Source organism: Schaedlerella arabinosiphila (assembly GCF_003885045.1).
Lineage (GTDB): Bacteria > Bacillota > Clostridia > Lachnospirales > Lachnospiraceae > Schaedlerella > Schaedlerella arabinosiphila.
This window is the reverse complement of sequence record NZ_RHJS01000002.1, coordinates 4,917,353-4,931,252: the sequence shown is the minus strand read 5'-3', so window position 1 is coordinate 4,931,252 and position 13,900 is coordinate 4,917,353. Positions and strand designations below refer to the sequence as shown.

At 42.1% G+C, this 13,900-nt stretch carries 13 protein-coding genes and 1 pseudogene; 8 read left to right on the top strand and 6 right to left on the bottom strand.

From position 1 onward, the window contains the following. Nucleotides 1-10: 10 nt before the first annotated feature. Nucleotides 11-430: a fimbrial protein gene (locus tag EBB54_RS23290; protein ID WP_456300112.1), complete on the bottom strand. Its 420-nt coding sequence runs from the start codon at nt 428-430 to the stop codon at nt 11-13. On the opposite strand from EBB54_RS23290, the gene EBB54_RS29955 reads away from it, so the two are divergent. From EBB54_RS29955 to EBB54_RS23250, 8 genes and pseudogenes are all read left to right on the top strand, one after another. Next, the gene (locus tag EBB54_RS29955; protein ID WP_148099395.1) at nt 381-770 is read left to right on the top strand and encodes a hypothetical protein; all 390 of its coding nucleotides are present in this window, start codon (nt 381-383) and stop codon (nt 768-770) included. The two genes, EBB54_RS23290 and EBB54_RS29955, sit on opposite strands and share 50 nt — an antisense overlap. Before the next feature lie 249 nt (nt 771-1,019). Continuing rightward, nucleotides 1,020-1,340 (top strand): helix-turn-helix domain-containing protein, encoded by a 321-nt coding sequence (locus EBB54_RS23285; protein ID WP_125129180.1) that lies wholly within the window; start codon nt 1,020-1,022, stop codon nt 1,338-1,340. Nucleotides 1,341-1,503: 163 nt separating this feature from the next. After that, nucleotides 1,504-2,208: a hypothetical protein gene (locus EBB54_RS23280; RefSeq protein WP_125129179.1), complete on the top strand. Its 705-nt coding sequence runs from the start codon at nt 1,504-1,506 to the stop codon at nt 2,206-2,208. 302 nt (nt 2,209-2,510) lie between these two features. Then, on the top strand, nt 2,511-3,566 hold the full coding sequence (locus EBB54_RS23270; protein ID WP_125129177.1) for an alpha/beta fold hydrolase: 1,056 nt from the start codon (nt 2,511-2,513) through the stop codon (nt 3,564-3,566). A gap of 23 nt (nt 3,567-3,589) precedes the next feature. After that, nucleotides 3,590-3,841, top strand: a pseudogene (locus EBB54_RS23265) (DUF4317 family protein); the annotation flags it as partial. 349 nt (nt 3,842-4,190) lie between these two features. Then, a complete protein-coding gene (locus tag EBB54_RS23260) occupies nt 4,191-5,261 on the top strand; it encodes a ParB N-terminal domain-containing protein (protein ID WP_125129176.1) in 1,071 nt (356 codons plus the stop codon). Nucleotides 5,262-5,275: 14 nt separating this feature from the next. Next, on the top strand, nt 5,276-6,085 hold the full coding sequence (locus EBB54_RS23255; protein WP_125129175.1) for a restriction endonuclease: 810 nt from the start codon (nt 5,276-5,278) through the stop codon (nt 6,083-6,085). 180 nt (nt 6,086-6,265) lie between these two features. After that, the gene (locus EBB54_RS23250; RefSeq protein ID WP_125126542.1) at nt 6,266-7,591 is read left to right on the top strand and encodes an IS1380 family transposase; all 1,326 of its coding nucleotides are present in this window, start codon (nt 6,266-6,268) and stop codon (nt 7,589-7,591) included. An 870-nt stretch (nt 7,592-8,461) separates the two neighbouring features. On the opposite strand, the gene EBB54_RS23245 is transcribed toward EBB54_RS23250, so the two are convergent. From EBB54_RS23245 to EBB54_RS23225, 5 genes are all read right to left on the bottom strand, one after another. Next, nucleotides 8,462-9,394, bottom strand: coding sequence for an RNA-binding protein (locus EBB54_RS23245; protein WP_125129174.1), 933 nt, complete (start codon nt 9,392-9,394; stop codon nt 8,462-8,464). 15 nt (nt 9,395-9,409) lie between these two features. Continuing rightward, nucleotides 9,410-11,437 carry a VirD4-like conjugal transfer protein, CD1115 family gene (locus EBB54_RS23240; RefSeq protein WP_125129173.1) on the bottom strand — a complete coding sequence of 676 codons (2,028 nt, stop codon included), beginning with the start codon at nt 11,435-11,437 and terminating at the stop codon, nt 9,410-9,412. Next, a complete protein-coding gene (locus tag EBB54_RS23235; protein ID WP_243127783.1) occupies nt 11,427-12,533 on the bottom strand; it encodes a hypothetical protein in 1,107 nt (368 codons plus the stop codon). The genes EBB54_RS23240 and EBB54_RS23235 overlap by 11 nt, the downstream gene beginning before the upstream one ends. Before the next feature lie 148 nt (nt 12,534-12,681). Beyond that, nucleotides 12,682-13,347 (bottom strand): DUF6100 family protein, encoded by a 666-nt coding sequence (locus tag EBB54_RS23230; protein WP_125129172.1) that lies wholly within the window; start codon nt 13,345-13,347, stop codon nt 12,682-12,684. An 8-nt stretch (nt 13,348-13,355) separates the two neighbouring features. Then, nucleotides 13,356-13,889, bottom strand: a complete 534-nt coding sequence (locus tag EBB54_RS23225; RefSeq protein ID WP_125129171.1) for a DUF5697 family protein — start codon at nt 13,887-13,889, stop codon at nt 13,356-13,358. Nucleotides 13,890-13,900: the final 11 nt, after the last annotated feature.

The following is a 13,900-nucleotide window of genomic DNA, read 5'->3' as shown; positions in this document are numbered from 1 at the left end:
CCTTCTTATCCTAGCCATTCCACTGACCACCCGCAAAGAACGGGGTGATGTAGGCCATGATGAATCCGAGCCCGTTTAAAATGGCCCAGGTGATGATGATCCGCTTGAGCCATGCGCGGGACTCATCCACGGTCTTGCCGGATTTGGAGAAGTTCATCATCAGCAAAGCAACGGATGCGGTCACAACGGCGGCGATGGTGGAGATCAGGACGATCTGGTTGTAAACGTCTTTCATGATCTCCTTTGCCTTGTCCCATACATTTGCCGCTATGACCGGCTGGACGCTGCAGGCTAAGAGCGTAAATAACAGGGCCGCCGTATAGAGGTATTTCATGTAGTCGATATGGCGTTTTTCACCATGCGGACGATGAAAGCGTTTCATGAACGATTTTGGATTCGGCGGTGTTTCCTTGACTTTGTGTTGTCTCATATCAGTGTTGTCTCCTTATTCTGAATCAGGCAGGGAGACTTTGTGTCTGCCCTGCCTATGGTTAATACCTGAAATCAGGATTCCTGCAATCTGCCGTTCGATCAGGAACGGAAAAACTGCATCCTTTATTAAAAGGATGTTATTCCTGTTTCAGGAAGGTTTCCTGCCTCTGGCCGGATTTCCCGGCAGTGCTGAGAATGCATCACTGGCATATTCTCCTGCATACTGTGATGAAAAAAAGCAGTCCGGTCAATACAGGCTGCTTCTTACGGTTCCATATGAAGTTGTAAGTCTATTTTCACCTCCTGCAGCAAAAAACGCAGCCAATATCCGGGGATGAGGCAATGCCCCCGATACTGCTGCGCTGTTTCTGCACATAATTTTGACAATATCAATTTTAACATATGACTTTTACGGTGTAAATCGCACAACCGTGCCAGTTTAAGAAATTATTGTGCCATTTTTATAGCATGTTCCAAAAGCGTTGGTACAAGCTCTGTTGGATACTGTTTGCGGGTTCCGGGAACAAATATACTGATAGAAATGGTATACACGCTTTTAGCGTTGGCTGAAAATGGAGGTCGAACAGATGCAGGGATTAGGGAAACGGATCCAGAAATGCCGGGAGAAGGCAGGAATGACGCAGGAAGCGCTGGCAGAGCGCGTGGGGATCAGCTGGAACTATCTTGGGGCGATTGAACGGGAAGTGAAAACACCGAAGCTTGCCACCCTTGTCAAAATCATCAATGCCCTGGAAGTATCAGCGGATGATGTAATGCTGGACGTGCTGCGTGTCGGGCGGAAGGCGCGGTGTACAAAGCTGGAAGAAAAGTTGCAAAGCCTTCCGGATAAGAAACAGGATAAGATCCTGCGGATTCTGGACTTTCTAATTGAGGAAGAGAGAAAATAGCCTGTGCAAATGTACGGGTTATTTTTTTGAACATTTAATTGATGTGCAGTATAATACTGGAAAAATATAGAAATCAAGTAGTATATGATGAAAATATGGTCTATGTTTGCTATACTGATTCTGATAGCGTTGGGACTACATCTATTAGAATCAAGGAGGGAGTATGAGCAGAAACAAGACAGTATTTGGAATCGGCATCCTGTGTTTTACTGCAGGGATGTATTTTGGAGGAGTTTTAGCAGGGTTTAAGAGGCAGGAATTCCTGGCTGAAGAACAGGAAACAAGGAGGACATGGGAAAGGCAGGAACAGCCTCCGGCAGACAGCACGCTTTCGGATCCGGCAGAGTGTTATCTATGCGGGAACCATAACCGGAGTCTGATGAGCATGTTCCGGGGAAGGGACGACTTGGGAGTGATCTGTGTCAATGACTGGTATGTGATGGATATGCAGATCCGGAATCTGGACGGGATGGGCGGAGGCGGTTCCGGTTGGACTGTTGGCGCCAAAGGAGCCTGCAGCTTCCGGACGGACCGGAATCCGGAACGGGGTATCTCAGAAGTAACGGTAGAATATGGCGAGAACAGCATCTTTGACGTGAAGAAGGTGCAAAGCCATTTGTGCCAGACCTGTCTGGATAAGCTGCTGGAGGTCATGGATAGTTATAGCGAGGAGGGGAAGGAATTGGGGGCAAAGGATGTATGCCTGGTGGATTTTCAGACGCTGGAGCTTTACTCCCTGCAGGAACATTACATTTCCCATTACATCCGGGATTATTATGTACAGATTGATGGACGGGACGGAGACGAACTGGAAGTCATCGGAATCTATGCACCGGTACTGGAGAATGGGGAGCAGGTGGAGGAATGATTGCGCGGGATAAAAAAGAAGGATATAATATAAGAAGAAAGATGCAGAAGGGAAAGATACAGTGGAAAACAATAAGAGGATCTTCCCAAATTGCGGAAGAATGATGAAACAGCAGTTTATTGGACTGAAGCATTGCAAATACGGAATGAGCTGGAAACGGGATATCGGTTATTTTGAACGCACAGGAGATATGGTTTTTGCATTGGAAAGAAGAAAATGCGGGAAAAAGTGGAAACAGGTGCCTGTAATCAGATATAAATAATGGAGTTACAAAGTGAACAGGAAAGGATTAGCATGAAAATATGAGATGGAAGAAAAGAGTAATTATTCCGATAATAGGTTTTCTCTTAATCGCAATCATTGGTATCTGGTATGTAAATGACTACTATCATACAGATGAGAATGTACAGGAATATTTGCAGAAAAAAGACTCCGTATTGGTGACGGAGATTTCAGACGGATTATATCTGGATGGATCGGGAAACGATACGGCATTGATTTTCTATCCAGGAGCGAAGGTGGAATATACCGCATATCTTCCATTATTGAATGATTTGGCAGAGCGGGGAATCGACTGTTTTCTTATCAAGATGCCGTGTAATCTTGCGTTTTTCGGGCAGAATAAAGCTGAAAAGATTATGGATTCTTATGGGTACGATCACTGGTATCTCTCCGGGCATTCTCTGGGCGGGGCAATGGCGGCATCCTATGCGTCCGGACATCTGGAGAGTCTTAATGGTCTGGTGCTTTTGGCAGCATATCCAACGAAAAGCCTGAAGTCAGATTCTTTTTCTGTTCTGTCGCTCTATGGAAGTGAGGATGGTGTCCTGAATATGGAGAAGGTGGAAGAAGGAAATTCGTATATGCCTGCAGATTATACAGAAATCTGTATAGAAGGCGGAAACCATGCACAGTTTGGAAATTATGGGAAGCAAAAGGGCGACCATACTGCCAAGATCAGCCGGGAGAAACAGCAAGCGCAGACCGTGGAGGCAATTTTGGATATGATGGAAGCTCATAAGGATCAGAAGCAGGAGGAAGCAATGAAGACTTATGAGCAGATTAGTCCGCAGGAAGCAAAAAAAAGAATGTATAATGAGGAGGATGTGATTATTCTGGATGTCCGGACGCAGGAGGAATATGATTCCGGACATATCAAAAACGCCGTATGCCTGCCGAACGAAGATATTTTAAGTGAACCGGATATACTGCCGGATAAAGGTCAGCACATTCTGGTATACTGCCGGAGTGGGAACCGAAGCAAACAGGCGGCACAAAAGCTTGCAGATATGGGATACGAAAATGTTCTGGAATTCGGCGGGATTCTGGACTGGCCTTATCCGGAACTTGTAGAATAAATTAATTTATGAGGGAGACCAAAATGATCAATAGGGAAGACATTCTGGAACTGACCAGGCGGATGACGCCGGCCCGGACATCCATAACGAGGGTGGCCGGGTGTTACATAGACCGGGAGGGGGAGTTTGACGGAAGCTTTAATACCAATTTCCTGAAGCTGTCCGGTTCCGACAGAGCGAAGAATCTGAAACTGGCAAAGACGGTGCCGTTTGCTGATGCCAATAAGAATCTGAAGAAATATGAGTTCGCGCCGAAAGCACAGAAACCGGGAACATGTGGTAGCTACAGACCATAGTGGAGATTGGAACTATGTAAAAGTTAATTAAAAGAATATAATAAACAATATATGATTGCATTATTGTCAAGTGTGAAGTAAACTATTAGAAAAGTAGTGAAAAATTCCTGAAATTCTAGAAGATAAAATTGTTTTTATAGAAATTCTACTTTTAATGGAGGAACTGTATTATCTTAAGATTTCAAAGGATAATTTGAAGATAAAGAAATTAGTTGAATTTTTTTGAAGAGTAAAAAATATATTTTAATTAGGTGTAATTTGTATTTATGTATTGAATATATTATATAGGTTCGTTAATAATAAGAAGAGATTGAAAAAGGAGATTATCATGAAAACTATAGAAATTCCTATTGAGAAATTAATGCTTGATCCTAATAACTATAGACTTAGAGGAGAACAGAGCTATAAATATGTAGAAGATAAAAACGTGACTAATGTAATGGTTCAAAGACGTGTTTTAAAAATGTTAAAAGGAGAAAATTCAGCTAACATTAAAGATTTGCTAGATAGCTTTAAAGAGAATGGATACCTTAAAATTGATAATATTATAGTTAGGGAAGTTGAAAAAAAGAATGTTTATGTAGTAGTAGAAGGAAATAGAAGGGTTGCAACTTTAAAAGTTTTAAAGGAATTGTATGACGATGGAATGGAAATTGGAAGGTTAGATCCAGAGATTTTTTGTAATATAGAGAGTGTCTTATATGATGTAAATGATAAAGACTACGAAATCTTAATGGGATTGCGACATGTTAGTGGAATTAAAGAATGGGGAGATTATGAGCAATCTGAATTGATTTCGAATTTAGCAAGAAAGCATAAAATGTCACCTAAAGATATTTCCGAAAGTTTAGGAATATCGACTCAAAAAGTGAAAAGACGATTGAATACGTATTATGCGTTGGAAATTTTTAGAAATGATTCAGATTATGGGGAATACTTTGTACCCAATAAGTTATCTGCGATTTTTTACGAGATAATGGGAAAACTGGAAATTAGAGAACAGTGGTTACAATGGAATACAGAATTGAATACTTTTACAAATAAAGAAAATATGAGAAGACTTTTTTCATGGCTAGTTCCTTATGAAAATGAAAGCGGAGAAATGTTAGATCCTATTATCACTAAAAGAGATGAAATTCGTGTGCTAGCAAAATTTATTATGGATGAAGAAGCATTGGATAAATTGGAAGATAGTAGAAGTATAGGTGTGGCATTAGAGGAAAGTCAGGTATATTCTAAAGAAGGATTTAAAAATAGTTTAAAGCAAATAACCAAGATATTAAGTAAATTAAATTTAGGAACATTAACGGAACTTACTGATGAAGATAAAAAAACGATAAACGAGATATTAGAGAAAATGGAAAGCCAAAAAGATTTAATCAAAAAGCTTATCCAATAAGGTATAAATAATATATGAGCTATTTTTATGAGGAAGAAAAACAATTTAGAAGACTAATTGAAAAATTAATTATATTTTCAGATGAAATTGATAATGTATACAATTTATACGAAGAAATGTTTGGAAAAGTTGATATTGAAGCAACCATAAAATTAGTAGAAGAAATTTCTGTTTTTTTCGAAACAGTAAAACAGAATTATGGTTATGAGCTTCTAGAATTAGATACAGAAACATTCATATATCGTATAGATAAACATTATAAAAACGATTTAATTAATGTAACAAAGGTGATGGAAACAATTACGGCAGATGATTTTGAGAAGCTTTCAGCATTATTTCTTAAAGAAATTGTGAACTGTGAATCTGTTAATGCAACACAACGTTCACATGATCAAGGAATTGATTTTGTAGGATATAAAAGGTATATACAAAGTTTAACAACCCAAGAGCAAAATCAGAATTTACTGTATGTGATTGGACAGGCAAAACATTATAAAAGTCAATATGTAGAAACAAATGAAATTAGAGAGTTGGCAGGTTCTATTTATTTACTAAAAGCGAATGATTTTTCAAAGAAAAGAAATAATAAAGGTGATAAGACTATATACAGCAATTTAGTTATAGATGCATTTACACCAATAATCCCATATTTTATTACATCAAATTACTTTTCAAAATATGCATATATATTATGTAGAAATGCATCTATAATTGCAATTGATAGATTGAGTCTTATTTTAAATTTCGTATTTTCTAACAAATTTAAGGAGAAGGGGCAGAATGATATAATTAAAACGATACAAAAAATAGAAAGAATCAGCTAACAAGAACATACATAACCTAGATTATTCACGGCACAGCCGTGAAAGTGGCTGAAAGCCACATAGTTACTATGTTTTAACTGAATATTGCTTTTCACCTGTCAAGTGAATGAAAAAAGAGCATCCACTTGTGATAAAATTAAGGTGTCTAATCTCAAATAATACCAACAAAAGGAGCCCTTTATGAGTATTGTAAACACCTTACCATTAGAAAGCAATAGACAGATTAAAATAAATTTTGACGGAGGAGATTTATCCTCCGATGCAGGCTTACTTCTCATCAAAGAATTCGTAAGCAAACTTGGTATTGATAAGCTATTAGGCAAAGCTTTCAAGACCAATGATTCTGCATTATTCAGATACCATACGGATCAGGAAAACCTACTCCAGATGATATATATGATCATTGCCGGTTATTTCAAGGATGATGCTTCCGATGAACTGACGAATGACCCCGTATTCAAGTCCATACTTGAAAAAGATGCCCTTGCATCACAGCCTACTGTTTCAAGATTCTTTAACCGTATGGATGAAAATACTTTAAACCAGTTTCTTGCGATTGGCAGAATACTTCGGAATAAAATTTACAGTATTCAGATGCCTCAGGCTGTTATTCTGGATCTGGATTCCACTCTTCTTGATGCATACGGCAAACAGGAAGGCAGAGCCTTTAACTTTCATTATCAAAGCAATGGTTATCATCCACTTGTTTGTTATGATGGAATGACTGGAGATCTGATAAAAATCCAACTTCGTGACGGAACACAGTATTCCTGCACCGGAGTGGTTGACTTCCTGCAGCCGATACTTGATGAATACCTGAATGATTATCCGGAAATCCGTATTCTGCTTCGTGGTGACAGCGGTTTTGCTACGCCTGACCTTTATAAGCAGTGCGAGGAAAATGGCGCAGGCTATGTGATTCGGCTGAAAGAAAATGGCATGCTCCGTGAAAAAGCCTCCTATCTTGTGGATGAGCTTGATGCGAGCACAAGGAATAACAAAGTTGATTATGCGGTAGTTTATGGTGAATTTATGTACAAAGCAGGTTCATGGCCTTATGAAAGGCGCGTGGTATGCAAAGTTGAAAAACCGGAAAACCAAATGGTTTACCTATACACATTTATTGTCACAAACATGGATTCTTCACCGGAGTATCTCATCAAATTTTACTGCAAGAGAGGGCTGATGGAAAACTTCATCAAAGAAGGCAAATCCGGTTTTGATTTTGCATCCGTAAGCAGTCATACCAGAATGGTAAATGCCAACAGACTTCAGGCACACGCTCTTGCATATAACATATTTAATTGGTTTAGACGATTGGCGTTATCAGCAAACATGCGAAAGCAACGCATTGATACCGTCCGTTTAAAACTGCTGAAGATTGCTGCGAAAGTAATTCATTCAGCAAGATATATCATATTCAAGCTGTGTAGCAGTTGCCCTTATAAGAACGAATTCAATGAGACACTTTCAAATATCGGTAAGCTAAATGTACAGCTGGAATAGCAGCTATTAACGAACCTTGACAGCTTAACAACTGCTCTAAATGCTGTCACAGGGATTTTATGCCCTTTTGACGGGGGCATTGAGTAATGTTATGGCTGTATGGATCAATTTTCAGATTCATGGTACAGTTATCAATTCAGATACTGTTCCGTGAATAATTCGGGCATAATATAATTAGGGTGTCAAAAGGTCAATTTTTCAAACAGGCACTGCTATATTGCACAAAAATCAATGCCAATTAACTACCTTTTGAGTGTTTTAGAGGTCACTATTTTCACAAAATACCCTTTTGACACCCTAATCATAATATATAAAAGCGGACAAAATCAAAGGAGGTTTTCAGATCCAAGATCTGATTCCAACAATAAGTCGAATTACCTACATATAAGACATAGCATCCATCGAACTTTCACTTTCAAGATTAAGGAGGCTATGTCTTATTGTTGGTTATCTATGTAGGTCAATGTAAATAGAACCAGTAACAGAGTTAAAACTTCCATTAATGTCATGGACACTACCCTCTTGTTGATTTATAATTAAAACTGACCCGGGGATTACGAGGAAAACTGGCCCACCTTAGTGGAGGGGGGTGTGAGTAAATAAAGCCCAGTCCTGATTGACAGATAGAATTGACCCGCCTTAGCAATCCGCTTTGTCGGGTACTAAGGTGGGTCAATTTTTAACGAAAAAGTGGGTCAATTTTACTTGACAATCAACACCTTTTTCCTAAGACTAGAGGACGAATCGAAATCGCATCTGCTTTCTTCCATGTTTAATTGTACAAAAATAATATTTCATGCACCTTGATGATAGGCAATCAAATCATCTTTTGACTTGAGAAGAAAATATCCGGAAGATCTGCACACTATATCAAAGGTTCTGCCTGATAATCCGTGAAATCAGCCCCACTGCCACATTCCGATCTTCATCAATATGGGTCACAACAAAGGAAACTTCATCCTTCTTGCCCACGGTTCGGTTGTCATAGCAGGAATGAGCAATGGCATTGACTCCGATGGAGAGCCGGACAAATACTGTCCCCTTGTGGATATCCTCCACAGTTCCGGCATATTTCCCCTGAATCTTGCATTTCTTCATGTTCTCCTTGCTGGTATTGCCTTCCACGCTTTTGACATCTGCCTTGACAGTGATCTTATCCAGGCTTTCAGCAGTCACAGATAAGATACGCACCAGGATATGCTCGCCTACATGGAATCGCTCCCGTGCGTCCCCCAACCAGTCAAAGGACAGGTCGCGTGCCAGGATGGAAGTTTCCACACCGAAGATTTCCGCCCGTACAACCTTTTCCGCCACAGCGACAACCCTTGCCTGCACGATACGGTCTTCATAAATCTTAGAATTGCCTGACGCATCCCGGTCGAGATAAAAGATCTGGCGTTTCTTCAGCATAGCCTCTTTCCGGCTGGCAACCACACTCCTTGACTGGGCATCCAGTCCCTTCACAATAAAGTCGATCTCACAGCCGAGCATGTTGTTAAGGACTTTGTTTTGGCGAAGGGAAATGTCACCGTAGTCGTGTGATTCATCCTGTACCAGATTGATCATCATTTCCGTAATCGGAATGACGGTACGGAAGTCCTTATAGTAGACGATAGCAATTAAGCTGCCATTCTCCGTCTTTTCAATTCCGCCTAACATCCCGGTCAGGATCTTCTTTGTGCGGTAGGCATTCTGGATCTCGTGCCAGATGAGGTCTGCCTTCGACTGCGCCGTTTCCAACACAGCGTCGGAATCAAGAATTAGTACAGGTACGTTTGTGATCGTGTTCTGTTCGTTTTGCATAAATGCTCTCCTTTTCTATGACATGATTGAATTTTTATCTAATGGAACCATCTCCGGTTCGTCCGTCCACGGGTTATCTAAGCTATCTGATAACAGGTCTGAAGAATCCGGATGTTGAGATTCCTGATAAATGTGTTTTTGAGTTGCCTGTGTCGGCATTGCAGATGCAGATGCGCTTGGTGGCTTACGGGGAGCTGATGATGAGGCCGAAGAGCCATTCCTTTGCCTGCGTGGTTTCGGAGGCGGCTTGGGGAGATAGTCATATTCCTCGGTTTTTCCTTCTTCCCGCCATTTCGGGATATGTTCTGCCGCCTTTCGCGTCACCAGCTTTTTGGCATCCGGGTGCAGCGTGTAGTCGTATTTCTGTACCTTCAGCACTTTCTGTCCTCTTAGGATAATGAGGGCAGTATCCAGCGGAAGCCGTAGGATTTCATCCGGCGTCAGGAGCTTCCGCTTGCCGATGGACTGGGTTTTCCGGTACTCCGGAGAATAGTCAGACACCCGCCATGTATTGAGCTGCTTCGCTTCCGAACTGACGCCCACCGTTACGTCTCCGGAGCGCGAACTGATAAATTCAGCCGTTACTTCGTCCGTGCATCCTAAGAATAACTGAGTGTCGCAATTCCCTATGATTTCCTGCCACTGGTTAAAAGGATAGCGGTTCTGCATCTGAGGCAGGTTCTGGAAGATGCACGAAATGCTTAAACCCCTGGAACGGCAGACCGAGATTTTCTTATTTAATTCCAGGATGGCCCCAGTATTTGCCAGCTCATCCGCAAGGATATGCACTGGAACCGGCAGATGCCCGTCTACTCCGTGCTTATCCGCAAACCGCACCAGCTTAATAAACACAAAGGTCATAAACAGCGATGACAGGAAGTCAAAGGTGCTGTCCTGATCGGAAGTGATGCAGAAGTACGCGCATTTCTGTTTTCCCGGCAGTGTCAGGTCGATCTCATCATAGGAAGTGATCTGCCGGATCAGTTTATTCTGGAATACCTGAAGCCTAGCTCCAAGCCCGATGATTACTCCCGACCGCACCGTATCGCTTGCCTGCTTGTAGATGCAGTAGGGAACCTTTGCCGGGTGGCTCACTGGGAGCAGGTCAAAGAGGCTGTTCAATTCCTTTTCCGAGCTGAGTGTCAGCAATTTATATACCTGCCCGATGTTCTTGGACTCTGGCGGGAATCCCTGCTCGACATAGAGAACCAGTGCTTTGAGCAGATTTAATTCCGCATTATCCCAGAAATGATCCCCTTTGGCAGAACCGGTATTCTGGATAATGACATCGGAGAAAACCTGTGCCATAGTCTCTTGGCCGTCAATCTCCATCAGACAGTTCCATGCATCGGAGTTCTCCGGGTTTACAAGGTTAAAGCATCTTACCGTGTAGCCCTCATTTTCCAGATAACCGGCCATGCTTTCATACAGTTCCGACTTGGGATCAGTAATGATTAAGCTTTCCCCGACTCCGCCATTCTTCCCGCGTGCAACACACTGGAAGATCATATTACGGGCAAAGGCCCTGGACTTCATAGAGCCGCTTGCGCCATAAACGGCAATGTTGCGGTTCATGCGTGTTTCATAGGGAAGGCAGACCGCCTTCCCGTTCAGCTTTCCAAGAATTGTCCCCTTTGTTCTCTTCACATGGTCTGCCAGTTCAAGCACTTTATACATCTCATCCGGTGTCATAAATCCGGATGTTCCATAGGTTCCTTTCAGGGAATAATTCAGATTCCGCTCCTTATCAAAGACCTCTCCGTTCCGGTCAACGCCCATCCGCATCAGCAGAAAGACTAAGAGTCCGAGCGCAAGAAGGCAAAGAAAAATCCCATACAGGTTATATGGGAACTGAGCCAGTGCTGATAAGCATGCCATCGGATGCAGGGAGGGAGCTTTCGGGTAGGAACCATTACCAGCAAAGTTGCCGGCATTGGTCCAGATCTTGTAGTTACAGATAAATTGTGCGATATAGCCCCCAGCATATAAAATGCACAGGAAGATCGGAAGCACGAAAATGAGTTTCCACCATTTATAATTCATGTAAAAACTCCCTTCTGAACTTGGACAGGTCAATACTGGAGAATTGCACCTTATCGCCCATAGATTTCTCCAGAACCGGAATCTGAAAATCAAAACAAATTACATTTCCGGACAATTTTAATACATTTAATCCCGTATTGAACCGGTTGATCCTCTGCATATCGAAGTCATAAGCGAGCAGCGTCGGGCGGCCATCCGGCGAGATCGCGTCATGTTCCATGGGAATATCTCCCCAGCGTTTCTCCTGGTCAGATAATAAAAGCTGGTTTAACTTTGTAAGCAGCTCTGGATTTGCCAGCAACTTCAGGATAGGTTCGCCCTCATCGCTGTTTGGCAGAAAATGAAAGAAATCAAAAGCTTTATCCAGCATAAACAAGTCACGACGAGGCCCTCCGGTACTGGTCATAAGCTGCAGGGCGACATCCATCGTATCTCCGAACATAATAGCCCGGATTGGCGGATGCCCGGTATAAGGATAACCTTTGAGATAATGCTGCAGGAAAGCAGTCAGACGCACTTCTGTCCGATATTCCCATTTCATAACAGTAGAACCTGTATTGTAGATGCAGTAGACACAATGCCTGGCCAGCAGACTCCCAACACTTCGGGAATTCCTGATTTTTGTAGTCACATCACCAAGCTCCTTGATCTCCCTGGAAGAGTAAAAACAGGGAAGGCTTGATAAGATGATATCCACACTTTGGCGGTCTTCATGAAAGACAGGAGGTTTCTCGTCGGGAAGAAATGGGATTGCTACATGAGAAAGCGATAAATAAGTCTGTGCTTTCTGATGTAGTCGGATCCTTCTCTGCGGTTCACTGCGGATACTGTTTGTTTCCACATTACCATCCAGATAGCAGCGAAACCGGGAAGGGTTGTAGGATAGCAGTATTTCCTTGGCACGCTTTGTCAGCCGGTAGCCTCTCAGCCCGTCCTTGTAATGGCAACGGATCAAATGGTTTGCCTTCAAATCTGTGATCATTTTCTCTGTATAAGCCGGGGTATCAAACAGCCTGGATAATTGGCTGGCAGGGAATTCTCCGCTTATCCCAATCATTTCTAACAGTTTATATTTCTGGGTATTTGGTTTTAACAAAATAGTATCTCCTTTAAAATATTTTGAGTAGTATTTTTACCTTTAGAGAGCCTGCTTCGGTATTTTGAAAATTTCTCTTGGAAGCAAAATGCGGAAAAATGCAGGCTTTCCGGTAAATTTACCGTTATCGGCACAAAAAATGGGAAAATCACATATTTTCGGATAAGGTATTTTTCGCTTTCATGCGGTTCCCAAGCCAGTCGGGAAACTTATCTTTTTCCATGATATAGATGATTGTCTGGTCGGTTTCTCCCAGTTCCGTAGTATGGTGGGCGTCGCAATACAATCCGCTGTCATCAAACAGCGCATAAGATGAAATGACATCCAAAATCAGTTTGAGTTCCATGTTATCGTAGTCCTTAATCCGGTGCTGTGGAAGTTCCCGGTCGTAGACCAGACAGAAGCAGATGACGCATTCTTTAAAAGGAGCCACATCATGATTTGTAAAAAATTCCTTTAATGCATAGTGCAGTGGATCATGTAAAAATGCCGTACTGCTTCGGATTCTCCTTTTGGGAAATAGTCCCGGCAATGTGACAGAAAGGATGCCATCTCCATAGGAAACCTGTATTCCTAGGGCGTTTACAGCTTCCTTCATATAAGCGGATTTTCCGGTAAGATCCGTAATCCGTATGAGATTCCTTAAGCGGCAGGCGATCCGCTCTGCACAAAGGGCGGCATCTGTGCTTAGTTTCTCATAATTTGCCCCATGTTTTTCCAGGTCGGTGTTTTTCAGGGCAAAAATAGTGTTACTGAGTTTGTCAACTTCATTTTCGATACTATGAAGTCTCTGATAGATTGTTATAGAGTCCATACAATACCTCATTTCTGTTGTTTTTGATAATAGTTTACAGTTCCATCTGGACTTACCAGACAGTAAGCGGTTACCCCGTCAAGAGAAAGACGGGAAGCCTGCTGTTCGGATTCCAGTATGACCAGCCGGTTTGTGTCATCTGTAGGAAGGCCATTCAGGACATGGCTGATCAGAATTTCCTGCTCTAAACCGACATAGATGACCTCATAAGCTTCATTTTGCGAGAAAAAATGGAGTTTTACCGGAAAGTCTCCGCTGGTATGATAGACAACAGCCTCTTTGAAGTCCAGAAGAACCCAGACAGCGGCAATCATGCCATAATCTGGGGACTCAGAAGCTTCCGGGCTGTCGCATAGGAGGTCTCTGTCCTGGTCATAGTAGATACGCCCCTGCTTGATCAGGCTTGTAATCAGGGATTTCATAGAATTCCTGTTACGAATAAAAAACTGCAGTACCTGTTCGTACTGCAGCGCATGGTAGGTGGTAATGAGTTTTAGAAGACGCTCACCTTCCCCTCTGTAAATTTGGTTCCTTGATTTCATGACGTTCTCCT